General features: G+C 64.0%; 23 protein-coding genes. 9 read left to right on the forward strand and 14 right to left on the reverse strand.

Features of this window, described 5'->3' with window-relative positions:
• The first annotated feature begins 41 nt into the window (after positions 1–41).
• Both F3J17_RS22505 and F3J17_RS22510 read left to right on the forward strand, forming a co-directional pair.
• Positions 42–1,394, forward strand: a complete 1,353-nt coding sequence (locus F3J17_RS22505) for an ATP-binding protein (protein ID WP_167063941.1) — start codon at positions 42–44, stop codon at positions 1,392–1,394.
• Between the two features lie 103 nt (positions 1,395–1,497).
• On the forward strand, positions 1,498–2,040 hold the full coding sequence (locus tag F3J17_RS22510; RefSeq protein ID WP_167063944.1) for a response regulator transcription factor: 543 nt from the start codon (positions 1,498–1,500) through the stop codon (positions 2,038–2,040).
• Between the two features lie 87 nt (positions 2,041–2,127).
• Here the strand turns inward: F3J17_RS22510 and hslU are convergent, their stop codons facing one another.
• The 9 genes from hslU to F3J17_RS22555 form a co-directional block, all read right to left on the reverse strand.
• On the reverse strand, positions 2,128–3,477 hold the full coding sequence (gene hslU / locus F3J17_RS22515) for an ATP-dependent protease ATPase subunit HslU (protein ID WP_167063947.1): 1,350 nt from the start codon (positions 3,475–3,477) through the stop codon (positions 2,128–2,130).
• Between the two features lie 24 nt (positions 3,478–3,501).
• Complete coding sequence (hslV, locus tag F3J17_RS22520) at positions 3,502–4,038, reverse strand: ATP-dependent protease subunit HslV (protein WP_103702740.1); 537 nt, start codon at positions 4,036–4,038, stop codon at positions 3,502–3,504.
• A gap of 363 nt (positions 4,039–4,401) precedes the next feature.
• Positions 4,402–4,821, reverse strand: coding sequence for an RNA polymerase-binding protein DksA (gene dksA, locus F3J17_RS22525; RefSeq protein WP_027815854.1), 420 nt, complete (start codon positions 4,819–4,821; stop codon positions 4,402–4,404).
• A gap of 597 nt (positions 4,822–5,418) precedes the next feature.
• On the reverse strand, positions 5,419–6,531 hold the full coding sequence (locus F3J17_RS22530) for a GTP-binding protein (RefSeq protein ID WP_205194921.1): 1,113 nt from the start codon (positions 6,529–6,531) through the stop codon (positions 5,419–5,421).
• Between the two features lie 189 nt (positions 6,532–6,720).
• Positions 6,721–7,926 carry a class I SAM-dependent rRNA methyltransferase gene (locus tag F3J17_RS22535; RefSeq protein ID WP_167063953.1) on the reverse strand — a complete coding sequence of 402 codons (1,206 nt, stop codon included), beginning with the start codon at positions 7,924–7,926 and terminating at the stop codon, positions 6,721–6,723.
• A gap of 117 nt (positions 7,927–8,043) precedes the next feature.
• Positions 8,044–8,988, reverse strand: coding sequence for a tyrosine recombinase XerC (gene xerC / locus F3J17_RS22540; protein ID WP_167063956.1), 945 nt, complete (start codon positions 8,986–8,988; stop codon positions 8,044–8,046).
• A gap of 38 nt (positions 8,989–9,026) precedes the next feature.
• The gene (locus tag F3J17_RS22545; protein WP_167063960.1) at positions 9,027–9,710 is read right to left on the reverse strand and encodes a DUF484 family protein; all 684 of its coding nucleotides are present in this window, start codon (positions 9,708–9,710) and stop codon (positions 9,027–9,029) included.
• A 195-nt stretch (positions 9,711–9,905) separates the two neighbouring features.
• Positions 9,906–10,772 carry a diaminopimelate epimerase gene (gene dapF, locus F3J17_RS22550; RefSeq protein ID WP_167063963.1) on the reverse strand — a complete coding sequence of 289 codons (867 nt, stop codon included), beginning with the start codon at positions 10,770–10,772 and terminating at the stop codon, positions 9,906–9,908.
• A 158-nt stretch (positions 10,773–10,930) separates the two neighbouring features.
• Positions 10,931–11,815, reverse strand: coding sequence for a lipid A biosynthesis lauroyl acyltransferase (locus tag F3J17_RS22555; protein ID WP_167063966.1), 885 nt, complete (start codon positions 11,813–11,815; stop codon positions 10,931–10,933).
• 291 nt (positions 11,816–12,106) lie between these two features.
• Here F3J17_RS22555 and metK point away from each other — a divergent pair, with 291 nt between their 5' ends.
• Positions 12,107–13,294 (forward strand): methionine adenosyltransferase, encoded by a 1,188-nt coding sequence (gene metK, locus F3J17_RS22560; protein WP_167063969.1) that lies wholly within the window; start codon positions 12,107–12,109, stop codon positions 13,292–13,294.
• 108 nt (positions 13,295–13,402) lie between these two features.
• Here the strand turns inward: metK and F3J17_RS22565 are convergent, their stop codons facing one another.
• Positions 13,403–13,762: a hypothetical protein gene (locus F3J17_RS22565; RefSeq protein WP_167063972.1), complete on the reverse strand. Its 360-nt coding sequence runs from the start codon at positions 13,760–13,762 to the stop codon at positions 13,403–13,405.
• Positions 13,763–14,284: 522 nt separating this feature from the next.
• Between F3J17_RS22565 and F3J17_RS22570 the strand changes: the two genes are divergently transcribed.
• A complete protein-coding gene (locus F3J17_RS22570; protein WP_167063975.1) occupies positions 14,285–15,049 on the forward strand; it encodes a phytanoyl-CoA dioxygenase family protein in 765 nt (254 codons plus the stop codon).
• Between the two features lie 23 nt (positions 15,050–15,072).
• Here F3J17_RS22570 and F3J17_RS22575 read toward each other — a convergent pair whose 3' ends face one another.
• Positions 15,073–15,279, reverse strand: a complete 207-nt coding sequence (locus F3J17_RS22575) for a DUF3185 family protein (protein WP_167063978.1) — start codon at positions 15,277–15,279, stop codon at positions 15,073–15,075.
• A gap of 249 nt (positions 15,280–15,528) precedes the next feature.
• Here F3J17_RS22575 and mgrA point away from each other — a divergent pair, with 249 nt between their 5' ends.
• Both mgrA and F3J17_RS22585 read left to right on the forward strand, forming a co-directional pair.
• Positions 15,529–16,572 carry an L-glyceraldehyde 3-phosphate reductase gene (gene mgrA, locus F3J17_RS22580; protein WP_167063981.1) on the forward strand — a complete coding sequence of 348 codons (1,044 nt, stop codon included), beginning with the start codon at positions 15,529–15,531 and terminating at the stop codon, positions 16,570–16,572.
• A gap of 187 nt (positions 16,573–16,759) precedes the next feature.
• Entirely contained in the window at positions 16,760–17,758 is a 999-nt protein-coding gene (locus F3J17_RS22585; protein WP_167063984.1) for a fatty acid desaturase, read from the forward strand.
• Positions 17,759–17,831: 73 nt separating this feature from the next.
• Here F3J17_RS22585 and F3J17_RS22590 read toward each other — a convergent pair whose 3' ends face one another.
• The gene (locus tag F3J17_RS22590; RefSeq protein ID WP_167064332.1) at positions 17,832–18,017 is read right to left on the reverse strand and encodes a hypothetical protein; all 186 of its coding nucleotides are present in this window, start codon (positions 18,015–18,017) and stop codon (positions 17,832–17,834) included.
• 269 nt (positions 18,018–18,286) lie between these two features.
• Complete coding sequence (locus F3J17_RS22595; RefSeq protein ID WP_167063987.1) at positions 18,287–19,528, reverse strand: MFS transporter; 1,242 nt, start codon at positions 19,526–19,528, stop codon at positions 18,287–18,289.
• Between the two features lie 738 nt (positions 19,529–20,266).
• Here F3J17_RS22595 and F3J17_RS22600 point away from each other — a divergent pair.
• Together F3J17_RS22600 and F3J17_RS22605 are read left to right on the forward strand one after the other, a co-directional pair.
• Positions 20,267–20,479 carry a hypothetical protein gene (locus F3J17_RS22600; RefSeq protein WP_027815839.1) on the forward strand — a complete coding sequence of 71 codons (213 nt, stop codon included), beginning with the start codon at positions 20,267–20,269 and terminating at the stop codon, positions 20,477–20,479.
• Positions 20,480–20,709: 230 nt separating this feature from the next.
• Positions 20,710–21,750, forward strand: a complete 1,041-nt coding sequence (locus F3J17_RS22605; protein ID WP_167064335.1) for a serine/threonine protein kinase — start codon at positions 20,710–20,712, stop codon at positions 21,748–21,750.
• A gap of 22 nt (positions 21,751–21,772) precedes the next feature.
• Here the strand turns inward: F3J17_RS22605 and F3J17_RS22610 are convergent, their stop codons facing one another.
• Positions 21,773–23,728: a DUF3857 and transglutaminase domain-containing protein gene (locus tag F3J17_RS22610; RefSeq protein WP_205194917.1), complete on the reverse strand. Its 1,956-nt coding sequence runs from the start codon at positions 23,726–23,728 to the stop codon at positions 21,773–21,775.
• 367 nt (positions 23,729–24,095) lie between these two features.
• On the opposite strand from F3J17_RS22610, the gene F3J17_RS22615 reads away from it, so the two are divergent.
• The gene (locus tag F3J17_RS22615) at positions 24,096–24,791 is read left to right on the forward strand and encodes a PepSY-associated TM helix domain-containing protein (RefSeq protein ID WP_240161123.1); all 696 of its coding nucleotides are present in this window, start codon (positions 24,096–24,098) and stop codon (positions 24,789–24,791) included.
• Positions 24,792–25,111 lie beyond the last annotated feature (320 nt).

The following is a 25,111-nucleotide window of genomic DNA, read 5'->3' on the forward strand; positions in this document are numbered from 1 at the left end:
AGACAATGAATAAGACAAGTCCGAACAGGTAAACTGACGCCATGCATCGCATAACTGTCAGTGCCCGCGTCAATCTCAGCCATGTGTTCTGGCTGCGCAGCCTCGCCATCATCGGCCAGCTGTGCACGATTGCGTTCGTGCAATTCTTCTTCGGCGTGCAATTGCCGCTGCCCGCCATGCTGTTCGTGATCGCCCTCGAAGTGGCGTTCAACGGCGTCACCTGGCTGCGTGTCACGCAGGACCGTCCCGAGTCCGATCTCGAACTGTTCGGTCAACTATGGGTCGATCTGGGCGCGCTCTCCGCGCTGCTATTTCTATCGGGCGGCACGACCAATCCCTTCGTTTCGCTCTATCTGCCGTCGCTGGCCATCGCGGCCGCCGTGCTGCCCTGGTATCTCACGGCATGGCTCGCGTGCTTCGCCGTGATCTGCTACGTGCTGCTCGGCTTCGACAACGTTCCGCTCAATCTCGACAATCCCGCCAACCTGTTCGATTACTACCGTGCGGGCATGTGGGTGAACTTCATGGTGAGCGTGGCGCTGATCGTGTGGTTCGTGGCGCGCATGTCGCGCGCGCTGCGCCAGCGCGAAAACGCGCTCGCCGACGCACAGCAGCGCCTGTTGCGCGACGAACGCGCAGTGGCGCTGGGCGTGCAGGCGGCCACCGTCGCCCATGAAATCGGCACGCCGCTCTCCAGCATCGCCATGCTGACCGAAGAGCTGCGCGACATCGCCCGCAGCGATAAGGGCCTCGAACCGTATTCCGCCGACCTCGAATTGCTCGACAAGCAGATCACGCTGTGCACCTCGGCGCTGGCGCGGCTGAGGAGCCGCGCGTCGTCCACGGGCAGCCGTCAGGCGGTGAGCGAATGGCTCGGGCCGTTCGTCGAGCAATGGCGTCTGCGTCATCCGCATGTGAATTTCGAACTGCCTGGCAATGCGCCCGAAGGCCTGTTCCTCGACGACACTGTGGCGGTCGGACAGATCCTCACCATCCTGCTCGACAACGCCGCGCGCGCGAGCCGCGACTTTGTGACGCTGCGCGCGACGCCGCTGCCAGGGTATATCGATTTCGAAGTGTGCGATGCGGGCCCCGGCATCCCGCCGTCTTTGCGCACGTCGCTGGGCGCCGCGCCCGTGGACAGCACCCAGGGCGGTCATGGCGTGGGGCTCTATCTGGCGTTTTCGTCGGCGGCGCGTCTGGGCGGATCGATCGATCTCACCGACGCTCCCGCACAAGGCAGCAAGGGCGCAGCAAGCCTCGAAGGCGGCGCGGGCCGTCCGCGCAAGGCGCGCGGCACGCGTGCGGTGCTGCGCGTGCCGGTGACAGAAGGGCAAGTGGGCGAAGCGAGCCCGGCCGCTGGTTCGCGCAACGGCGCGGCAGCGGCACTTTAAGACAGGGGATCAGGTATGGCGCGATCCGGTGGGCAATGAAGCGATCCACCACGCGGCTCGACCTGATCAAAACGGAACATCGGTGCAACACGGAGAAAGTGGCATGAGCGATATGAATTTTCTGGTGATCGACGACGACGAAGTCTTCTCCGACATCCTCGCGCGCGGTCTCACGCGGCGCGGCTACCAGGTGCAGCAGGCGCACAATGCCGAGGAAGCGATCCGCTTCGCTAACCAGCAAAAGTTCGGGCAGATCACGGTCGACCTGCATCTGGGCAACGACTCGGGCCTCACGCTGATCGCGCCGCTGCGCGATCTTCAGCCCGACGCACGCATGCTCGTGCTGACCGGCTACGCGAGCATCGCCACGGCGGTGCAGGCGGTCAAGGACGGCGCGGACAACTATCTGGCCAAGCCCGCCAATGTGGAAATGATCCTCACGTCGCTGCAAGGCGACGCCAGTTCGCTGCAGGCGGAAGCCGCCATCGAGCATCCCGCGCCGCTGTCGGTTGCGCGTCTCGAATGGGAGCATATCCAGCGCGTGCTGTCCGAGCACGGTGGCAATATTTCGGCCACCGCGCGCGCGCTCAACATGCACCGCCGCACGCTGCAGCGCAAGCTCGCCAAGCGCCCAGTCAAGCAGTGAGCGTGGCCTTCGCGCGACGACTTCAGTGCCGCAATGAAAAAAGCCCTGCATTTGCAGGGCTTTTTGCTTTGAACTACGAGAAAGCGCTTACAGCACGTAGCGCGACAGGTCTTCGTCCTGCGAGACTTCGCCGAGCGCCTTGTCCACGTAGGCGGCATCGACGGTCACGCTCTGGCCCGCGTGATTGCCGGCGGCGAACGACACGTCTTCCAGCAGCTTTTCGATCACCGTGTAGAGACGGCGCGCACCGATATTCTCGGTCTTCTCGTTGACGGAGAAAGCGATTTCCGCGAGACGGCGAATACCGTCTTCGGCGAAATCGAGCTGCACGTCTTCGGTAGCGAGCAGCGCCTGATACTGCTTCACGAGGCTCGCGTCGGTGGCGACCAGAATCGCTTCGAAGTCCTTCACGGAGAGCGATTCCAGTTCCACGCGGATCGGGAAACGGCCCTGCAGTTCGGGGATCAGATCGCTCGGCTTGGCGAGATGGAACGCACCGCTTGCGATGAACAGGATGTGATCGGTCTTGATCATCCCGTACTTCGTGTTGATGGTGGTGCCTTCCACGAGCGGCAGCAGATCGCGCTGCACGCCCTGACGCGACACTTCGCCGCCGCCCGCGCCTTCGTTGTTGCGCGAGGCGATCTTGTCGATTTCGTCGAGGAACACGATGCCGTTCTGCTCGACGTTCTGCACGGCCTTCTGCTTGACCTCTTCGTCGTTGAGCATCTTCGATGCTTCTTCGTCCGTGAGGAGCTTGAGCGCTTCCTTGACCTTCACCTTGCGGCGCGTCTTCTTGCCGCCGCCCAGATTGGCGAACATCGAGCGGATCTGCTCGGTCATGTCTTCCATGCCCGGCGGCCCCATGATGTCCATGCCCGATTGCGGCATTTCCACGTCAAGCTCGATTTCCTTGTCGTCGAGCTGGCCTTCGCGCAGGCGCTTGCGGAAGGTCTGGCGCGTGGCGTTGTCGCCTTCGGCTGGGGCGCTTTCCGAGGCGGCGTTGAAGCCGACCGGGCGCGCGCTCGGCAACAGGATGTCCAGAATGCGGTCTTCGGCCTGATCGGTGGCCTTGCTGCGCACCTTGCGCATTTCCGTTTCGCGAGTCTGCTTCACCGAAATTTCGATCAGATCGCGCACGATGCTGTCCACATCGCGGCCCACGTAGCCCACTTCGGTGAACTTGGTGGCTTCGATCTTGATGAACGGCGCGTCGGCGAGCTTGGCCAGACGGCGCGCGATTTCGGTCTTGCCGACGCCCGTCGGCCCGATCATGAGGATGTTCTTCGGCGTGATTTCCTGGCGCAGCGGTTCGGCCACCTGCTGGCGGCGCCAGCGGTTGCGCAGCGCGACCGCCACGGCCTTTTTGGCCTTGGCCTGGCCGATGATGTGCTTGTCGAGTTCCGAGACGATCTCGGCGGGAGTCATGGTGCTCATCGTGATTCCTTGTCGTCCTGGTGATTACTCGATGGTTTCGATCACGCGGTTGTGATTCGTGTAGATACACATGTCGCCCGCGATTTCGAGCGACTTTTCGACGATCTCGCGTGGCGAGAGGTCGGTGTTGTCGACGAGGGCCTTGGCCGCCGCCTGTGCATACGAGCCGCCCGAGCCGATCGCGCAGATGCCGCCTTCGGGATCGAGCACGTCGCCGTTGCCGGTGATGACGAGGGTGGTGGTGGCGTCGGCGGCGATCAGCATCGCTTCCAGACGGCGCAGCATGCGGTCGGTGCGCCAGTCCTTGGCGAGTTCGACGGCTGCGCGGGTGAGATTGCCCTGATGCTTTTCGAGCTTGGCTTCGAAGCGGTCGAGCAGCGAGAACGCGTCGGCGGTGCCGCCGGCGAAGCCGACCATGACCTTGCCGCCGTAGATGCGTCGCACTTTCTTCGCGCCGCCCTTCATGACGATGTTGCCGAGGGTGACCTGGCCGTCGCCGCCGAGGGCGACCTTATCGCCGCGCCGCACGGATACGATCGTCGTGCCGTGAAATTGCTCCATGTGCGTTCCTTTTACCGTTGATGCCAGGTAGAGATTGGCGCGGCCAGTCACTCATGTGCCGCGCCATCGGGATTCGGTACGCGCCGCGCGTGCCTGAAACGCTGACCGGAAGCGGCCGCGCCAGGGTGCGCGAGCGGGCGTGTCGGTAGAAGTTTAGGGCGGCAGCGGGCAGTTCAAGGGCTCGCAGCGCAGAAAGCGAGATAAAGCAGGGGATCGGGCGGGAACGCAGGCGGACGTGGCGCTTGTCTATGCGGATGGCGCAAATAAAAAAAGCGCACGGGACTCCGTGCGCTTCTTCGAGGAAGGCAGTCGATCCGGCGCGCGCCCACGCAAGGCGCGGGACAGCCGGTAGCCGTCAGCCGGTCAGTCGCCGAACAGCTTCTGACGCAGTTCGCGGCGCTCCTGCGCTTCGAGCGAGAGCGTGGCGGTCGGGCGGGCGAGCAGACGCGGGATGCCGATCGGCTCACCGGTTTCTTCGCACCAACCGTAATCGCCCGATTCGATGCGCGCGATCGATTGCTGCACCTTCTTCAGCAGCTTGCGTTCGCGGTCGCGCGTACGCAGTTCGAGCGCGTGCTCTTCTTCGATCGTCGCACGGTCGGCCGGATCGGGAACGATCACGGTTTCGCGCAGATTCTCGGTGGTCTGGCCCGCATTGCGGAGGATTTCCGCCTGCAGCTGTTCGAGCCGGTTCTTGAAGAAGGCGAGCTGATCCTCGTTCATGTAATCCTTGTCGCTCATCTTCAGGATTTCGGCTTCGGTCAAGAGTCGTTTCGTCGTCATCTGGCTTGCTTCTTCAATGAGTGAGGCAAAACTGGCACAGTTTGCCTGCACTTTTGTGTTGCCCGCAGTGGCCTTCACCACCTGATTACTACGCAAAACCGCGTTTTATCGCGCGCTTTTTCACGCCAGGGTGCGCACCGACGGGCACGGACGGTGATTTGTCGTGACGCCTGAGCGCCGCTGCGGGGCCGAACTCCTCTGGAAACCGTGGTTCAGAAGCTTCTGAGGCATATTTCGTACCGGCTGCGCGCTGCGACGCGATGCGCTGCCGGGAGGCGATTCTCACCGGATGCTGCCGGAGATTGCCGGAAACCGGTGGTGGGGAGAATGCCTCTCTTCCAGTGGGGCCGTATTGTAACCGAACCGCAAACTCACGCCGCAAGCGGGAAATCCCTGCATCCACGGCTTCGTCTTACGATCGATATCCAGAAAATATAACGCGCCAATCGTGAAAAAGCGATGGTCGGGTACGTTATTTGATGCACAGCGCACGGAAAGACGCAATTGCTCAGCCTGCAAGACCGCTAAAAACGACAACGCCCGGCGTAAAGCCAGGCGTTGAAGCATAAAAAGCGATTTGAACGCGGATTCAGCGCATCAGACGAGGCAGGCGTCGAGGCCGTCGGTGATCAGATCCTTCGGCAGGTCGATGCCGATGAACACCATCTTGCTGTTCTTCTTCTCGATCGGCAGCCACTTGGCGGCCAGGTCGCTGCCCATCATCTGGTGCACGCCCTGGAACACCACCTTGCGATCGACGCCCTTCATATAGAGCACGCCCTTGTAGCGCAGCAGGTGCTCGCCGTAGATCTGCAGGATGCCGCCGAGGAAGTCTTCCAGGCGGTTCGGGTCGAACGGGCGGTCGCTGCGGTACACGAACGACTTGATCTTGTCGTCGTGGTGCGCGTGATGGTGGTGATGGCCGTGGTCGTGGCCTTCGTGCGTGCACTTGCCGTGGTCATGATCGCAATCGGCGTGATCGCCATGATCGTGATCGCCGTGAGCGTGGCCATGATCGTCGTGCGCGTGCGCGTGGTCATGCGCGTGCTCGTGATCGTCTTCGGCGAGGAAGTCCGGATCGATTTCCAGCTTGGCGTTCAGGTTGAAGCCGCGCAGATCGAACACTTCCTTGATGTCGGTTTCGCCGAAGTTCACTTCGCGCACCTGCGCCTTCGGGTTCATGTGCAGCACACGGTGACGCAGATCGGCCACTTCCTTCGCATCGACCAGATCGGCCTTGGTGATGAAGATGCGGTCGGCGAAACCGACCTGACGCTGCACCACTTCGTGTTCGTCGAGCTGCTTGTTGCCGTGCTTGGCGTCCACCAGCGTGATGATCGCGTCGAGCAGGAAGGTGTCGGCGATCTCGTTGTCCATGAAGAACGTCTGCGCGACCGGGCCCGGATTGGCCAGACCCGTCGTTTCGATCACGACGCGCTCGAAGTCGAGCTTGCCGTCGCGCTTTTGCTGCGCCAGATCGCCGAGCACGCGCGCGAGGTCGCCGCGGATCGTGCAGCAGATGCAGCCGTTGCTCATCTGGATGATCTGCTCGTTGCTGTCCTGCACGAGAATTTCGTTGTCGATGTTCTCTTCGCCGAACTCGTTTTCGATCACGGCGATCTTCATGCCGTGGTTCTCGTTGAGGATGCGCTTGAGCAGCGTGGTCTTGCCGCTGCCGAGGAAGCCGGTCAGGATCGTGACGGGAATCATGCTGTTTGCCATGCTTTTGCTCGCTGAGTGTCGGGATGGGCGCGGCGCGCGGCCCGCGCGTCCTGTCGCCAGTGTTACAACATAACTATCTATTGAATCATATCTGCGCCGCGCACGCAGGGGCGCACGTGATGCGGGGTCGAATCACGCGTGCTCAATGCACGCGATTCACGCGCAAATGAGGCCGTTTCAGGCGATTTGCAACAGCAGGCCCTTGAGGTATTCGCCTTCCGGGAACGCCGTGAGCAGCGGATGATCGACGCCCGCGCCCAGACGCTTGAGGATGCGTGCGTCCACCTTCGCATCGGCGGCCGCGCCCGCGACGATCTTCTGGAACAGTTCCGGATCGATCGCGCCCGAGCACGAATACGTGAACAGCAGACCGCCCGGACGCAGCAGCTTGAAGCCGGTCAGATTGATGTCCTTGTAGGCGCGCGAGGCGCGATCCACGTGTTCTTTCGAGGCCGCGAACTTGGGCGGATCGAGCACCACCAGATCGAAACGCTCGCCTTCTTCGTGCAGGCGGCGCAGCGTCTTGAAGGCGTCGGCGTCCAGCCAGGTGGCGCGTTCGGCGTCGAAGCCGTTCGCTTCGACGTTCTTCTGCGCCGTATTCAGCGCCTCGCCCGACGAGTCGATCGACACCACGCGTTTGGCGCCACCCTTCATCGCCGCGAGCGAGAAACCGCCCGTGTAGCAGAAGCAGTTGAGCACGTCGCGGCCTTCGGCGTAGGTCTGCACCAGCGCGCGGTTGTCGCGCTGATCGACATAGAAGCCGGTCTTGTGGCCGTTGCGCACGTCGACGTGATAGCGCACGCCGTTTTCACTGGCGATGAGCGTTTCGGGCGGCTCGTCGCCGGCCAGCACGCCGGTGATCTGCTCCAGGCCTTCCTTCTGGCGGATCGAGACATCCGAGCGCTCGTAGACGTTCGGGCAGCCCGTCACCTGCGTCAGCGCGTTGACGATGGCTTCCTTCCACGCTTCCACGCCCGCCGCCATAAACTGGCAGACGAGCTGGCCGCGTGCGTTCTGCGCGACGTCTTCCGTGTACCAGTCGACGATCAGGCCGGGCAGGCCGTCCGCCTCGCCGAAGATCAGGCGCACCGCGCCGGTGTTATGCACCATCGCCTGGCGATGCGCGAGCGCGCGCTGCACGCGGCGCTTGAAGAACGCGTGGTCGATCGGCTCGTTTTCGTCGAAGCTCCAGATGCGCGCGCGGATCTGCGAATGCGGGCTGTAGGCGGCGCGCCCGAGGAAACGGCCGTCGGCGGCGCGCACGATCACCGTGGCGCCGGGCGCGGGCTTGCCGTCGACGCGATCGATCGCGTTGGCGTAGACCCACGGATGGCGACGCAGCAGGGATTTTTCTTTCGACGGCTTGAGTGTGACGATATTCATGATGGATGTGATGCCAATGATGCGGCGGCGTCCGATGAGCCTTCGTGAGCGCAACGGACGCGCAAAAAACGGTGAGGGCGCGCGAGTGGCCTCAAGCGACGAGAAGGCGCAAGCGCCTTACTCTTCGCGCTTCTTCGCGCGCGGATGCGCGTTGTCGTACACCTTCGCCAGATGCTGGAAATCGAGCGATGTGTACACCTGCGTGGCCGAAATGCTCGCGTGCCCCAGCAATTCCTGCACGGCGCGCAGATCGCCGCTCGATTGCAGCAGATGTGTGGCGAACGAGTGCCGCAACACGTGCGGATGCACATTCGCCGGAATCCCGGCGACCAGCGCGGCGCGCTTCACGCGCTCGCGCACCACGCCAGGCGCCATGCGGTTGCCGCGCACGGAGAGAAAGAGCGGGGCGTCGTCGTGCTTGATCCACGCGTCGCGTACCGCGAGCCAGGCATCGAGCGCATCCAGCGCTTTGCGCCCGACGGGCACGATGCGATGCCGGTCGCCTTTGCCGTGCACTTCGACTTCGGCGGCGTCGCGTTTGAGCCAGCTCGCCGATTCGTAGCCGTCGCGCCGCACGTAACGCACGTCCAGCCCGACGAGTTCCGCCAGACGCAGCCCCGACGAATAGAACAGCTCCAGCATCGCCTGATCGCGCAGCGTTTCCAGACTGCCCGAGGCGGCTTCGCTCGCAGCCGCCGGTGCTTCCATGAGGCGCGTGGCGTCATCGACGGACAGCGCCTTGGGCAGCGTCTTCGCGCGCTTGGGCGCACGCACGGCGGCGACCGGATTGGCGTCGAGTTCGATGCGGCCCGCGAGCCAGCGATAAAACGCGCGCCACGCCGACAGCCGGTGCGCGATCGAGCGCGCCGACAATCCACCCGCGTGTGCGCGCGCCACCGCACCGCGCACATCCGCGGGCGTGACCTTTTCGAGCGGACGGCCGTTGGCGAGCTTCTTCAGCTCGTCGAGTTCGTGGGCGTAGCCGCGCAGCGTGTGCGCCGAGAGCCGGCGCACATGCTCGAGCGTGTCGAGATAGTCGGCGATCGGATCGGTCGGGTTCACGGTGACGGCTTCGCTTCGGTCAAGATCAGTGCGGCAACTTAGTGAGGCAACAGACGCGCAAGCGCGCCGCTCGCCAGCGTGCCGATCTGGCGCAGGAAATCGGTGCCCATGCCGTCGTGGAAGCGGCGCGGATCGGGCGAACCCATCACCAGCAGGCCGAACGGTGCGCCGCTTGGGTCGCGTTCCTCATCGCTTACGCGCTTGCGCAGCGTGATGATCGCCACCGACTGCGGCTCGCCTTGCTCGGCATCGAGCCATTGCGCGGCTTCGAAGCCGGTATTCGCGCCGCAATACGGCGTTTCCAGGCTGCCCGCGAACAGGCGCACTTCCTCGCCGGTGTGCTTCGCGAAACTGGCCTGCGAGTAGGTTTCGGCGACATCCCACAGACGCAGCGCCGATTGCGGCACATCGAACTCCTCGCGCAGACGCTCGGCGATCATGCGCGGCAACGCGTGCGGATCGCGCTCGGCGAGCACCAGCGAGGTCCAGTGGACCATCTTCGCGGCGATGCTGTCGTTCTCGTGGCCGTAGCGCAGCAGCTCGGACAGACGCAGTTCCAGGTGTTTGTTCTTCTCGCGCAGCATTTCCATCTGGCGCTCCTGGAGCGACACGGCAGCCTTGCCGTGCGGATTGCCCAGTTTGAGCGAGACCAGTAGCTCGGCGTGCTCGACGAAGAAGTTGGGGTTGGCAAGCAGATAATCGGCGACTTCGCGATCGGTCATGTCGTTAGCACGTAAAAAGCAACGTAAAAGGCGCGTTCGGTCAGGAAGCGGCGCGCGGCTGCGCGCCGGATGAGGCGATGTATCGTGGTCACGCCGCGCATGGTTTCGCGGCACGACGGTCTTGCGGTCCTGCGTTTTAGTCTGTCTTGCGTTTGCTGCTCGATCAACTTGATCGGCGTGATCGACGTGTGCGCCTTAATCGGCGATTTCGATCTCGCCTTCGAACACCGTGGTGGCCGGGCCTGCCATGGTCAGCGCGGCGTCTTCGTTGCGCGCGCCGTCCCAGGCGATCGTGAGCTGGCCGCCGTGCGTATGCACCTTGACCGGCGAGTCAAGCAGGCCGCGGCGAATACCCGCCGCCACCGCCGCGCACGCGCCCGTGCCGCACGCGAGCGTTTCGCCCGCGCCGCGTTCGAACACGCGCAGCTTCACTTCGTTGCGCGAAACAATCTGCATGAAGCCTGCGTTCACCTTGTTCGGGAAGCGCGCATGCGCTTCGATCACGGGGCCGTCCTGGAGCACCGCAAACGCTTCGGTATCGTCGACGATCTGAACCGCGTGCGGATTGCCCATCGACACCGCCGAAATCCAGCGCGTCTGGCCATTCACTTCGAGCGGCCAGAGCGTGTCGTTGCCCTCGCGGCGACCGTCGAGGCCGTCTGCGTTGAACGGCACCAGCGCCGGCTCGAACACCGGGCTGCCCATATCGACGACGACTTCGCCGTTGTCCTGCATGACGAGCGTGAGCACGCCTTTCTGGACCTGCACGCGCACGCTGCGCGCGTCGGTGAGATGCTGGTCGCGCACGAATTTGACGAAGCAGCGCGCGCCATTGCCGCAGTGCTCGACCTCGCCGCCGTCGCAATTGAAGATGCGATAGCGGAAATCGACGCCATCGACGGTCGGCTTTTCGACCAGCAGCAGTTGATCCGCGCCAACGCCGAAGTGGCGGTCGGCGAGCGCGCGCACGCGTTCGGGCGTGAGCGAAAGCGACTGGGTATAGCCGTCGAGCACGACAAAGTCGTTGCCCGCGCCGTGCATCTTGGTGAATTTCAGCTTCACGATGGGCTTCTGTTCCTTGCTGCGAGAGGATTCGTGGCGAATAGCGAATGATACACGGTGGCCAGGCGGCAGTCGCCCGCCGACAAACCGGCCGGGCAGCAAAAAGCCGCCCGCAGGCGGCTTTGGACTCGACTTCTCGCCCGGTCGCTTCAGCCCGTTCAATACAGGCCCGGCTGACCTTCCGGTCGCGTCTTGAAGCGCTTGTGGACCCAGTAATACTGCTCGGGAATGCGCGGAATCTGCTCTTCCAGAAACGCGTTCATGCGGCGCGCGTCCTGCTCGTCGTCGCCGGTCGGATAATTTTCCCAAGGTTTGAATACTTTCAGCCGATAACCCTTGTAATTGGGCAGCACCTCGCCGATGAACGGCACGACCTGCGCGTGCCCCACTTTCGCCAGCCGCCCGACGGCAGTCAGCGTGCACGCCGGCACGCCGAAGAACGGCACGAAGGTGGAGTTGCGCATGCCGTAGTCCATATCGGCGCCGAGCATCACGGGTTTTTTGTCGCGCAGCCAGCGCAGTACGGCGCGCGCGCTGTCCGCGCGGCTGACCATTTCGGCGCCGAAGCGGCTGCGGCCCGCTTTTGCGGCGGCCTCGAATTCGGGGTTCGAAAACGGCTGATACAGCGAGCCGCACGGACGGTGCAGCGAGTAGTTCAGAAACATCGAACCGGCTTCGATGCCAACGAAGTGCAGGCCGAGGAACAGCGTGGGCGGCAGGTTGGGATCGGTCAGATCGATTTCGCTGTCGAGCTGGACGAGCTTTTCGAGCTTCTTCGCCGAGCCGAACCACTGCACGCTGCGCTCCATGTAGCTGCGGATCGCCTGGCGGAAATGCTGACCCGCCACTTCCTCGCGCTTTTCTTCGCTCCACTCGGGGAAGCACAGACGCAGGTTGGTATGGACGACGCGCTTGCGGCGGCTCGGGATCTGGTAGAGCAGCCAGCCCAGCCCGTCTCCCAGACGAGCGACGAAACCATAGGGTAGGATCGCAAAAAGTTTCAGCAGACCAATGGCGAAACGTGAGCCGAGTTTGCCTAGCATGCGGCGACTCCCGTGACGTGCCGGAACGTGGACAAAGCAGCGGTGGAGAAAACGATTGACAACACTCAGCGTGACTCTGCGACAAATTAGGGAAGTCGCTATAATAAGGGCTTCGCCGAGTTAACTGACAACTTGCGGGGCGAAGCCGGTTTGCCATGTATCGCGCCACGGAGCTAAGTGTGCGGTCACAGGCAGCCCGGACCAGGTAATCCGCTAAAGCGTCGCCGCTTCAAAGCTCCCGAAGCTGGCTACGTGAAATTCAACCGTCACCAGCTACAAGGAGCCTTACACGTGGCAAACGACTATTTCTTCACTTCCGAATCCGTCTCGGAAGGTCACCCGGACAAAGTCGCGGACCAGATCTCGGACGCGATCCTCGACGCCATCCTCACGCAGGACAAGTACTCGCGCGTCGCAGCGGAAACGCTGTGCAACACGGGTCTGGTCGTGCTGGCCGGTGAAATCACCACGACGGCTAACGTCGACTACATTCAGGTCGCGCGCGACACGATCAAGCGCATCGGCTACGACAACACCGACTACGGCATCGACTACCGCGGCTGCGCGGTGCTCGTCGCTTACGACAAGCAATCGCCGGACATCGCGCAAGGCGTCGACCGCGCGCACGACAACAACCTCGATCAAGGTGCTGGCGACCAGGGCCTGATGTTCGGTTATGCGTGCGACGAAACGCCCGAACTGATGCCGCTGCCGATCCACCTTTCGCACCGTCTGGTCGAGCGCCAGTCGAACCTGCGCCGTGACGGCCGTCTGCCCTGGCTGCGTCCGGACGCGAAGTCGCAGGTCACCGTGCGTTATGTCGACGGCAAGCCGCACGCCATCGACACGGTCGTGCTCTCCACGCAGCACTCACCGGACATCGATCTGGCCACGCTGCGCGAAGCCGTCATCGAAGAAGTCATCAAGCCGGTGCTCCCGGCCGACCTCATCAAGGGCGACATCAAGTTCCTCGTCAACCCGACCGGTCGCTTCGTGATCGGCGGCCCGCAAGGCGATTGCGGTCTGACTGGCCGCAAGATCATCGTCGATACGTACGGCGGCGCAGCCCCGCACGGCGGCGGTGCGTTCTCGGGCAAGGATCCGTCGAAGGTCGACCGTTCGGCGGCTTACGCTGGCCGTTACGTGGCGAAGAACATCGTCGCCGCCGGTCTGGCATCGCGCTGCCTGATCCAGGTGTCGTACGCCATCGGCGTGGCCGAGCCGACTTCGGTGATGGTCAACACGTTCGGCACGGGTAAGGTTTCGGACGCGACGATCACGAAGCTCGTGCGCGAACACTTCGACCTGCGTCCGAAGGGCATCATCCAGATGCTCGACCTGCTGCGCCCGATCTACGAGAAGACCGCTGCTTACGGCCACTTCGGCCGCGAAGAGCCGGAATTCACGTGGGAAGCCACCGACAAGGCCATCGCACTGGCCGAAGCGGCTGGCACGGAGCCGGTTGGCGCGCTCGCCTGAATAGCGAAGCACGCAGAGAAAAACCCCGCCGGGCGCAAGCCCTGGCGGGGTTTTTCGTTATGCGGCGCGCGAAAACGCTACTCGCGCGATCAGCTTGGTCAGGCCAAATCAGCGCATCGCGAAGCCGAACCAGCCTGCGCTGCTCGACGTGTTGCGGCGCGGACGGCGTGCGTTGCGTGCGGTATGCACCGTGGAGGGCGCGGCGAGCGTGCGCAGCGTCGCGTTCGGGCGATACAGCAGCGTGCGCAGCGAAAAGTGACGCGTGCCCGCGCGCAGGCGCAGCACCGAGAAGAACGTGTGGAACCACGAGCGCATGCTGTCGACCGGATGGGCGGTACGCACCTGCTGGGCGATCGCGCGCGTGCGCGCGGCATGATGGCGCAGCGCGCGCACGACATGGCGGCGGGCGGGGCGGGCGGCCTTCAGGGCAGCATGGGTAATGCGACGGGTGTCGGAAAGGGTAGGCATGGTGTGAGCAGTTTCAGGTTCGAGCGCTTTGGCTCGATGCAGCAAGCGTGCCTGTTCTCAGCGTGAACACGATAAAAGGAAACGCGAAGGGACACGCGAGGCACGCCGGGTGGCATGCGCAAGGACTGGAAGGGCGCGCCGGGATGAACCTCTCAGTGCCGCAGCCTTGCTGGACAAGGGCTGAGCGGCGTTCAATCCGCGCGATAGATTTTTTTGGGCAAAAAACAGCATGGCGGCAGACTACACGCGAATCATGACGCCTGAAAGTCGGTTAATACCCGGCCCTGTCCAATTCTGACCATGCGTTCGCGCCCTTTGTCGCCACGGCGGTGCGGGGCTGCTTCATCGAAGTGCGTCGATGTGAGCATCGATGCGTGCGGCCGCCGCTTCCAGCAGCGTGCGCGCGCTCTTACAATCGAACGCACGGCGCGCCGAAACGCATAGAGCGGCACATAAAGCGCGGCGCCGCTGCCGCGGTCCGCATGACCGTGGCCCACGCAGGCCTCGAATAACGGAAGTCCCATGTCAGTCCAGTCAAAGAAGGAACAGGTGCAGGCGCTGCGCGAGCGCGGTTTCGTGGTGGTGCCGGGGCTCGTCTCGCCCGAACGGTGCGACGAGATCCGCCGCGCGGCGCAGGAACAGTTGGAGGCGGCTGCGGCGCCGCTCGAATTCGAAGCCGATCTGCGCTACCCCGGCGCGCCCGATTCGAAGGACGCGCCCGGCGGCCATACGGTGCGGCGTCTGCTCGACGCCTATTCGCGTCATCCTGCGTATCGCCAATGGGCGACGTCGCCCGAGGTCGCGGGCTGGATGGAGCTGTATTTCGGCGAAGAGCCGGTGCTCTCGCGCGTGCATCACAACTGCATGATGACCAAGCATCCCACTTACGGCAGCCTCACGGGCTGGCACCGCGACGTGCGTTACTGGTCGTTCGAGCGCGACGATCTGGTGTCGGTGTGGCTGGCGCTCGGGCCGGAAACCATCGAGAACGGCGGCCTGTGGTTCGTGCCGGGCTCGCATAGCGCGCCGTTCACATCGGGCAGTTTCGACAACGCCAAATTCTTCCGCTCCGATGTGCCGGAAAACCAGGCATGGATCGACAAGGCCACGTCACCCACGCTGCAAAAGGGCGATGTGGTGTTTTTCCACTGCAATACGCTGCATTCGGCAGGACAGAACCAGAGCGACGACGTGAAGTTCTCGCTGGTCTACACCTACCACGGCGCGAGCAACGTGCCGCTGCCGGGCACGCGCTCGGCTTCGCTGCCGGAAGTGAAGCTGGTCTGACGCGCAGTGAAAGGGACGTTGGCCTAGCGGCGGCGTCCCGATACCACCAGGCCGGTCAGTCCAGCCACGGTCGCGGCAGCGCCGGCCACGATCAGGATCATGGTGCGATCGGTGGGCGCGCCGGTGACGATGCGCGAAACGTCATTCGAGAACGAGTGAAACGACTGACCGCCGAAGTAAAGCAGCGCGACGCCGCAGGCGATCAGCGCGAACGAAAGCGCTTTGACCATAAAGACCTCATGCAGAAGACGGACGCCGCAGTGTAGGCGAGCACGGCGGCATCGTCCATTGTCCTGTCCCACATGATGGGCATCTGCACGCAGCGCGCGGATCGGCTAGCATGGCAGACCGCGCCGCGCGCCACATCGCAGCATTTGACGGTTTTATGGCGCTATTGCTGCGTTTTTTGCGCGATATGCGCAGAATCTGCGCGCCGCCGCCGGACTTTCTGAAACCAGTTCCCGTTCGAGGATTCAAAGATGGCCTACGAAGCAGCTGCTGAACGCTATTCGGAAATGCAATACCGCTTTTGCGGCAAGTCGGGACTCAAGCTGCCGGCGCTCTCGCTCGGCCTGTGGCACAACTTCGGCGACACCACGCCGATTTCGACGCAGCGCGAAATCCTGCGCACGGCTTTCGACCTCGGCATCACGCACTTCGACCTCGCGAACAACTACGGCCCGCCGTACGGCAGCGCCGAAACCAATTTCGGCCGCATTTTCAAGGACGATTTCCGCCCGTATCGCGACGAACTGCTGATCTCGTCGAAGGCGGGCTGGGATATGTGGCCGGGTCCGTACGGCCAGGGCGGCGGCTCGCGCAAATACGTGCTTGCGAGCCTCGACCAGAGCCTGCAGCGCATGGGCCTCGATTACGTCGACATCTTCTATTCGCACCGCTTCGATTCCGAAACGCCGCTGGAAGAAACCGCCGGCGCGCTCGCCACGGCCGTGCAGCAGGGCAAGGCGCTGTATGTGGGCATTTCGTCGTATTCGGCGCAGAAGACGCGCGAAATGGCGAAGCTGCTGGCCGAGTACAAGGTGCCGCTGCTGATCCATCAGCCTTCGTACAACCTGCTCAACCGCTGGGTCGAGCATGAGCTGCTCGACACGCTGGAAGACATCGGCACGGGCAGCATCGCGTTCACGCCGCTCGCGCAAGGCCTGCTCACCAACAAGTATCTGAACGGTGTGCCGGAAGATGCGCGCGTGAACCGTCCGGGCGGCGGCTCGCTCAAGAGCGAACATCTGAGCCCGGAAAACATCGAGCATGTGCGCAAGCTCAACGAACTCGCGCAGCGACGCGGCCAGAGCCTCGCACAGATGGCGATCGCCTGGACGCTGCGCGGCGGCCGCGTGACCTCAGCGCTGATCGGCGCGAGCCGCGCGGAGCAGGTGCGCGAGAACGTCGCGGCGCTGAAGAACCTCGAATTCTCGGCGGAAGAACTTGCTGAGATCGATCGTTTCGCCACCGAAGGCGGCATCAATCTGTGGGAAAAGCCGTCGACCGATCAGGCGATCTGATTGCCGGTCCCGACGCACGGCGCATGACCTGAAAACCGCCTCGCTTCGCGCGAGGCGGTTTTTTTCGTCGCGACGATTTGAGCTTCGTCGTGGGCGGCGCAATCCGTAATGCGCGGCAAGATGCGCGCCTTCTCGCTGTCACGCAGCGCTGCTATTTTCGCGGCAATCTTTACCGCGAGGGTTGCCGATGGAGTCCACGAGCGCCGTTCGTCCCGGGTCCGATGGGGCGATTTCGAGGTCGTCTGCGAAAGGCGTTGCGCGCCGCGATATCGACGTGCGCGCGAATCTCGCGCTCACCGGTGTGGTGGCGCTGGCGCTTGCCTATGAACTGATCGGTTTGCCGCTGCTGCTGCGCGCGACCGGCGAGGTGTCGTTCGCGCTGCTCGCGACGCTCCTGCCCATCGTGCTCACCACGCCGATCCACTGGGGCTTGATCCACGAAGGCATCCACGGCCAGTTGCTGCGCGCGCGGCGCGCCAATGAAACCGTTGCGCGCCTGCTCGCGATTGGCATGGCGATGCCGTTCGACGCGGTTCGTTTCGGACACCTGATGCATCACCGTTTCACGCGCGAGGCGTTCGATCGCCCCGATGTCGACGATGCGCGCGGCCCGCGCTGGCTGCGCCGTCTCTCCTGGTACGTGCGTTTGCTGGGCGGGCTTTATGTGGCGGAAGTGTTCGCGCCGCTGCTCGCCTTTATTCCGGTGCGCATGGCGCGCGCGGTGATCGAGCGCGGCGTCGACGCGCAGGGCGAGGAAGGGCAGCAGGTGCAGCGGCTTTTCTCCAACCACGTTCAGGACCCGGCCAAACGCAGCCGTGCGCGCCGCGACTGGCTGTGTTCGCTGGCGCTGTATGCGGGCGCGTTTGCGCTCTACGGCAAGGCCTGGCCGGTGCTGGTGCTGGCGATGTATTTGCGCGGCTTGTGGCTGTCGGTGGCGGATAACCTGCCGCATTACGGCGTCGCGATGGACGAACCGGGGCGCTCGCGCGACTTCCGTGTGCCGCGCGGTGTGGGACTGCTGCTGATGAATCACCATCTGCATCGACAGCATCATCTGCATCCGACGCTGCCGTGGGTGGCGCTGCCCGCGCAGCTTGAAGAGACACCCGCACCTAAGCGCGAACCTTACTGGCGAGCGGTGCTGAGACAGTTTCGGGGATTGCAGCCGGGTGTTGGCGTGCGTTGAGCACAACAAAACTTCGCGCGCCCTTGCGGGCGCGCTTTAGCAAAGCTGGCGGAAAGACGAAAACCGCTGTCCGTTACATCAGCGCCGGCAATGTTTCGACGAGCGCAACGGCCGCGAGCGCGCCAATGATGGCCCCCACGATGCGCAGCGAGTTATGCCGGAATTCGGTCGCGCAGGGCACCGCGCCAAGAAAGAGTGCGCCAGCGAGGGCCATCGGGATGATCATCACGAAGTCGCCGATCGTGAAATAACCTGACATGCTCGTCTCCTTGTATTTAGGGGCCGACGAGAATCCTTCCTGCCGCTTTGGCGTCACGCGCGGCGCTGCGGCTTCGGCCCTGAATCGAGTATAGGTGAGGCTTTCGATCACGTCGGCGCATATGTCGCCGAACGTGTGATCCACGCCTCGCCGTGCGACCCCGCTACACGGGGCTTTGCGGCAAGGCGTCCAGCGCGCTTTGACGCCCTGTCACCTCATCGCCAGGGTTACGAACACCTTTCGTCAGACGATAACCGGCCGATCGGAAATCATGCCGCGCCGGCCTGTTCGCGCGAGCGCAGCATGCGCGCGCCCAGCAGACCCAGCACGAGCAGCACCGTCACCAGACCGGCCACGCCGCCCCAGCCCCAGGCGGCCCAGAAGTGGCCGCCAACCGAACCCATGATGCTCGAACCCAGGTAATAGCTCAGCAAATAGAGTGCCGCGGCCTGGCCTTTGGCTTCGCGTGCGAGACGCCCAACCCAGCCGCTCGCCACCGAGTGCCCGGCGAAGAAGCCGATGGTGAGGCACGCGATGCCCGCCGCAATCGCGCCGAGCGGCGCAAACATCGTCAGCACAACGCCCACCAGCATCAGCGCGAGGCTCGCGAGCAGCACGCGGCCGCGTCCGAAGGTGTCGGCCATGCGGCCCGACCATGGCGACGCGACCACGCCGGTCAGATAAACCAGAAAGATCGCGCCGATGGCGGCCTGGCTCATGTTGTACGGCGGCGCGATCAGCCGGTAGCCGATGTAGTTGTAGAGCGTGACGAAGCTGCCCATCAGCACGAAGCCCAGCGAGAACAGCACCGGCAGGCCCGGCCGCGCGAGATGACGCAGCAGCGCCGCGCGATGATGCGCGAAGCGCAGGCCGCTCTTGGGCACGAAATGGCGCGAAGGCGGCAGCAGCGAGCGGAACGCGAACATCGACGCGAGTCCCAGCACGCCAATCACCGCAACGGCCACGCGCCAGCCGAACAGGTCGGTGCAGATGCCGGTGATGACGCGCCCGGCCATGCCGCCGATGGCGGTGCCACCTACATAGAGGCCCATCGAAAGACCGAGTCCGTCGGGATGCATCTCTTCGGCAAGCCAGGCCATTGCCACCGCGGGCACTCCGCCAAGCGCAATGCCTTCGAGCGTGCGCAGCACCAGCAGCGTGTGCCAGTGGGGCACGAACGCCACCGCGAGCGTCAGTAGCGACGACGCCGTGAGCGAGGCCGTCATCATCGTGCGTCGGCTCCAGCCTTCGGAGACAAAGCCCGCTACGAAGATCGCGCAGGCCAGCGCCGCCGTGCTGAACGACAGCGAAAGGCTGCTCTGTGCGGGACTCACGCCGAAGGTCTGCGAGAACGCGGGCAGCAGCGGCTGCACGCAATACAGCAGCGAAAACGTGGCATAGCCCGCGAACAGCAGCGCGAGGCTGGCGCGCCAGAACGGTCGCGTGCCGCGCTCGATATAGGGAATGGCCGATGGGGCGGCCTTGCTGCCCGCGCCCGGTGATGCACTCACGACAGGTACTCCTTACGGAAATTGCAAAGGCGCAACGATACGCCTGTTGCACGATCCTTGCCGTCCCGACATGCAATTTCAAGGCCTGTTTTTCACGGGTGTTGTGTACGCGCGAGGTTGATCAGCGTTTGCTAATGGTTGTGTGCGCAACGGAAAAGATTGCCCTCGGACGCACAAAAGCCCTTGTCTGACGGATCCAGTGCCTGACGACGGTCACAGAAATGTCGTCGTAGTGCGTTATGGTCTGCCCTCTCGCGGCGACTCGTCAGCATGCTGAACCTTGCGGCGAACTTCAGGTCGCCGGTTCACCATCTGGTACAGTCAGCCTTTTGCAAAACCAGCGCCAAACCGGCGCGGCGTGTGGCCATGGCTGCACGCGCGCTGGCTTCGTGCGAGAGTGGTGGCGGGGATGAGCGCGCTCGAATGCGTCATGCGAGCCCAGCGCAATGCCTGCGCGAACGCATTGCGCACTGTTGCGCACGGATCGTCCCCCCTATTTTTTTGCTTTGCGGCTACGGCCAAAAAGGCAACAATGCGTAAACCGGTTTAGCACGTGTGTGCGCTTAAGCGGGTATCGGCGTGATCGGGGCAACCCTGCAGAAGCCGATGCAATGAGTGCGCGAACGCGCTGCCGGGAGCAGGTGAATGCGTGCGCAACCTCGTGTGCGCACGGGTTTTTGTCAGCACACTGACCGGTCTATCTAGCGAAGAAGCCGGCATTGGGAACGGGGAAACATCATGCAAATCGGTTCTATTGTCCGCACAGTTCATATCGCCGTGCCTCATGGCGCGCGCGGCATCGTGATGCGTATTCTCGGCGACATGGCCATGGTTACCTGGTACATCGGCGAGCCTGGCGCGTCGCGACAGCTCAATACCGAGCCCTTTTTTCTGGAAGATCTGATCGATACGGGCGAGCAGGTGATGCCCGCCGGCGCGAAAGTCCACTAAGCACTCGGGTAGCGTCACTCAGGTAGCCTCACTCAGCTAGCCTCGCTCAGGCATCATCGTTCCCGGGCGGCAACCCACGCCGCTCCGACCCCGGCGCACACCCCGCGCGCCGCTTCAACCCCGCAGCGCATCGGCGCGGCGTGTGCGATCCGCACGCCGCCGATGCCGCAGCCAGCAAGGCGCAGCGCGCGCAACTCGCCGCCGCCGTCCGCAAGATGCACAATGCGGGGATGAACGATCTCACCTCCTCTTCTTCCGGTACGTCTGACGAATCCGGCGACTCGTCCGCACCCTACGCGCGTTTGACGCCCGAGTGCGTGCTCGACGCCGTCGACGGCGTGCTGATGCCCACGGGCCGTCGCACCGACGGACGCATGCTCGCGCTCAACAGCTACGAAAACCGCGTCTATCAGGTCGGCGTGGAGGACGAAGCGCCGCTCGTCGCCAAGTTTTATCGGCCGGGGCGCTGGAGCGACGAAGCCATTCTCGAAGAGCACGCCTTCGTGGCCGATCTCGCCGCGCGCGAGATTCCCGCCGTGCCCGCACTGGTGCTGGAAGGCCGTTCGCTGCACGAGCATGAAGGCTATCGTTTCGCGCTGTTCGAACGGCGCGGCGGCCGCGCGCCCGATCTCGACCGCAGCGAAACGCTCGAATGGATCGGCCGCTTCATCGGTCGCATTCATGCCGTAGGCGCGGCGCAACCGTATCGCGCGCGTCCCGCGATCGATATTCAAAGCTATGGCTATGAGCCGCGTGCATATCTGCTCGAACACGGTTTCGTGCCGGACAACGTGCGCGACGCGTGGCAGACGGCGGTGGGCCTCGCGCTGGAAGGCGTGGAAGCGGCGTTCGAGCGCGCGGGCGATGTGCGACAACTGCGTCTGCACGGCGATTGCCATCCGAGCAACGTGTTGTGGACCGACGCAGGCCCGCATTTCGTCGACTTCGACGACAGCCGCATGGGCCCCGCGATTCAGGATCTGTGGCTGCTGCTGCCCGGCGATCGCGCCGATGCCTCGCGCTCGCTCGCCGATCTGCTGGCCGGTTACGAGGACTTCTGCGAGTTCGATCAGCGCGAGCTGCATCTCGTCGAAGCGCTGCGCACGCTGCGGCTGATCCACTACTCGGCGTGGCTCGCGCGGCGCTGGCACGATCCGGCGTTCCCCGCCGCCTTCCCGTGGTTCAACACGCAACGCTACTGGGAAGAGCGCATTCTCGAACTGCGCGAGCAGATCGGCGCGATGCAGGAAGGGCCGCTCTGGCCGGTTTGATTGCGCAGGCGCCGCTGCGCCATCATTGATCGCGCGTGCTGCCCTGCGCGGTCGCGCCCGCTGCGGTCTTCGCGTCGGGCTTCACGATCAGTTGCGCGCGCAGGTCACGCGCCATCGTCTCGAAGGCGGGCCGCATCTGCGCGAAATCCGCCGCGCTGCACACGTCGCTGGGGAAATGCGTGCGTCCCTTGCGCGTCACGCGCAGCACGTTGGTGCTCGCATCCAGCGCGTAATCCGACTCGAAATCGATAAACGCATTGCCCGCATGCTGGGGCGCGGGCATATCGAGCACGCGCAAGCCCGGCGGCAGCGCAATGCGCGCGCGCTCGGTCACTTCCATATTGCGGCACACGAAGGGCTGGGTGCGGCGCGGCTCGCCCAGCCAGTAGCGCAGGCTCGCGTCGAGCCCGCCTACGAGGCTCGTGAGCGTCGGCACGGGCGTGGTCATCTGCGGATCGACGAAGCCGTCCAGCGTGCCCGTGAGCGTCACGATGAGCGGCCCGGTGGTGGCGTCGAGCGGGCTCGACGCGAGCGTCGCAAAGCCGCGCAGATTCGCATTGCGCAACTCCCATTGCATCGATTCCTCGCGTTGCGCCGGTGTTTGCAGGCGTAGCACGCTGCGCGTCTGCTCGGCGGCCCAGCCCGCCGATTCGAGCCGATAGACGAAGCGCGCCGATCCATCGGGTGCAACGGTGATGTCGAGATCGCTGTCGCGCGTGGTGTTGGCCGTCGCGGGCGTGCGCATCAAGGTGCCGTCGCCGGCGAGCACGGTTTCGCGGTTCATGTCGGTCGACGGCAGAAAGCCGAACTCGACGTTATTCGCAGTGGAATCCGCGAACATCTGCAGATCGGGCAGCCAGGTGATGACGTGATTGATCACGCCGAAGCCCGGCACGGCAGGTAGCGTGTAGACCGTGCCGCTGTTCACCAGCGCGGGCACGTTGCGCACGCCCACGGCGTCGAGCAGCGCGCCATAGAGCGCGACGTGGTCCTTGCAGTCGCCGTAGCGGTTCGCCAGAACATCGGTGACGCGATGCGGCACGATCTCGCCGCGCCCGACGTTGATCGCCACATAGCGGATATTGCGGCGCACCCAGTCGTAGAGCGTCTGCGCTTTCGCGCGCGGCGTGGCGTCGTGGGCGGTGAGCGATTGCGCGAGCTGCACCACGGCGGCGTCGTGCGCGCCCGGATCGGCGGAAGCTTCGCGATAGACCTTCGCGAACGCCGCGTAGTCGGGGAATGTGGAGACCATCAGCCGGTCCCCATAGCTTACGTAGGAAACCGAACCATATTCGAGGCGATCGAAATTCGCCTTGTCGTAGCGATATTCGTAGCGCGTGCGGTCATTCGCCGTGACGGGTTTGAGCGCGGTGAAGCCGCGCGCATCGGCATGCAGCGGCACGCTTGCGGGCAGATCGTAGATCACGCGGAAGTTGTGCGTGGGCGCCATGTCGGGCGGCGTGAAGTCGCTGAACCAGCCCGGTACGAGCGGCACGCGCTGGGTTTTCTTCCACGTCAGATGCACGCGCGCGCCCGGTTCGACGGCGGGAAACACGATCACCTTGTCCTGCACGTCCTGGAACATCGGCGCGTCGAACGAACGCACTTCCTGGACGTCGCGGATCTGGTCGGGCCGCACGTCGTGGCGCATGCCCTGGGCGTCCTCGGTCCAGGCGTCGAGGATCTCGACATGCGCCATCTCGCGGTTGAACCACACGTAGTACTGGCCCGCGCGCGCGATGCCGGCTTCCGTGTTCACGCGCAGCGTGAGCGTGTCGAGCTTGGTGTAGGAGCCGTCGGCGTTGACGGTGAAGGTCTGCGTTTCCGCTTCGTTCGTATAAGGCGCCTGGCTGGCAGCCGCTGACGAGACAAAAGAGGCCCCTTGCGCGGAAGAGGAAACCGGTTCGCCGCTCGCATGCGCGCCGAAACCGATAGCCGTGCCGAAGAGGGCAGTGCAAAGAACGAGGACGTGGCGCATGGCGGCGTTCCGTTGGCGGCGCGGCGGTTATGGGGGACGTCGAATCAGGTTTTTAGCTGGGGTCTGGCGTAACCCTCCTACTTAAAAGTCACGTTATTCGCTTGTCAAGCGCGACTCCGGCACGGGCGTGCGGAAAGCCTCGTTTGCAAGCTTTGTGCGGCCGTTTCGGTCATTTCGACCGTCTCATCCGGGCGCGCGCAAGGCAGTCTGACAGCCGCCTTTCTGTTATGTAATAATAACCATTCTCAATTGTAAGCTGGGTGCCTGTTCCGCGTGGTTGGCGTGGAGAGGTAGCGCCCGCCGTTTCTGGAGTCGTGCCTTGAACGCCCGCCTTGACGAGCCCCTGATCGAAACCCCGAGCGTTGGCCTGCCCGCCGATATCGCACAACGCGCGGGCCGGCCGCTCGATGCCGCCGATCTCGCGGAGCGCCGCAAGCGTTCGCGCCGCGCCACCTTCATCAAGTGGTTGCGCAAGGTGCATGGCTGGGTGGGGCTGTGGGGCGCGGTGCTGGGCCTGCTGTTTGGCGTGACCGGTTTCCTGCTCAACCATCGCGCCGGACCGCTGCATATTTCCTCGGGCACGGCGCAGGTCAAAGAAATGCAGGTCGCGCTGCCCGCCGATCCGCTCAAAACGCCTAAAACGCCCGAAGCGCTCGCCAACTGGCTGCAACAGACGCTCGACTTCGACGGCAAACCTGGCAAGATCCGCCGAGAGAAGTCGCATCCGGTCGCGTGGGGCGACCGCAGCGTCGTGCAGCCCGAATCCTGGCAGTTTGCGCTGATGGGGCCGCACGAGAGCATCGCCGTGGAATATTGGGTGGGCAACAGCACGGTGTCGGTGCGGCGCACGCAGAGCGCGTTTTTCGCCACGCTCAACAATCTCCATCGCGGCGTGGGCATGGGCATCGGCTGGGTGTTGCTGATGGACACCATCGCGGGCAGCCTCATTCTGCTGTCGCTCACCGGCGTGCTGCTGTGGACCGAACTCAACCGCAGAAAGACTGTGGGCGTGGTGCTCGTGGTGGGTTCGGTGGCGGCGGCGTTCGCGATCGGTCTGCTCTAAAGCGTTTTCTTTCCTCGACGGCGGTTTTTCTTCGCTCTCCTGCCTGAGCCGATCAGGCGGTGCAGCGAGGCCGTTGCGCGCGCAATCAAAATCGCCCCAAAGTCGCTCAAAAGTCGCACAACGACACGCCAATTCCGTCGCATCCGCCCCATATGCACCGCTATCTCATATTGCCAAGTGCCCGGTTGTCGCACTAACGTTCGGGCGTGCCGGATTTCCGGCACGTAAGTGCTTCGTGCAGCCGCGCGCGTCCCTGATTTCGAAACCGCCTGAAAATGCCTTTCCGGCCGGTCTCCATAACAAATCGCGCGCCTGCACAG

Source organism: Burkholderia sp. Ax-1719 (assembly GCF_011753055.1).
Classification (GTDB): Bacteria; Pseudomonadota; Gammaproteobacteria; order Burkholderiales; family Burkholderiaceae; genus Paraburkholderia.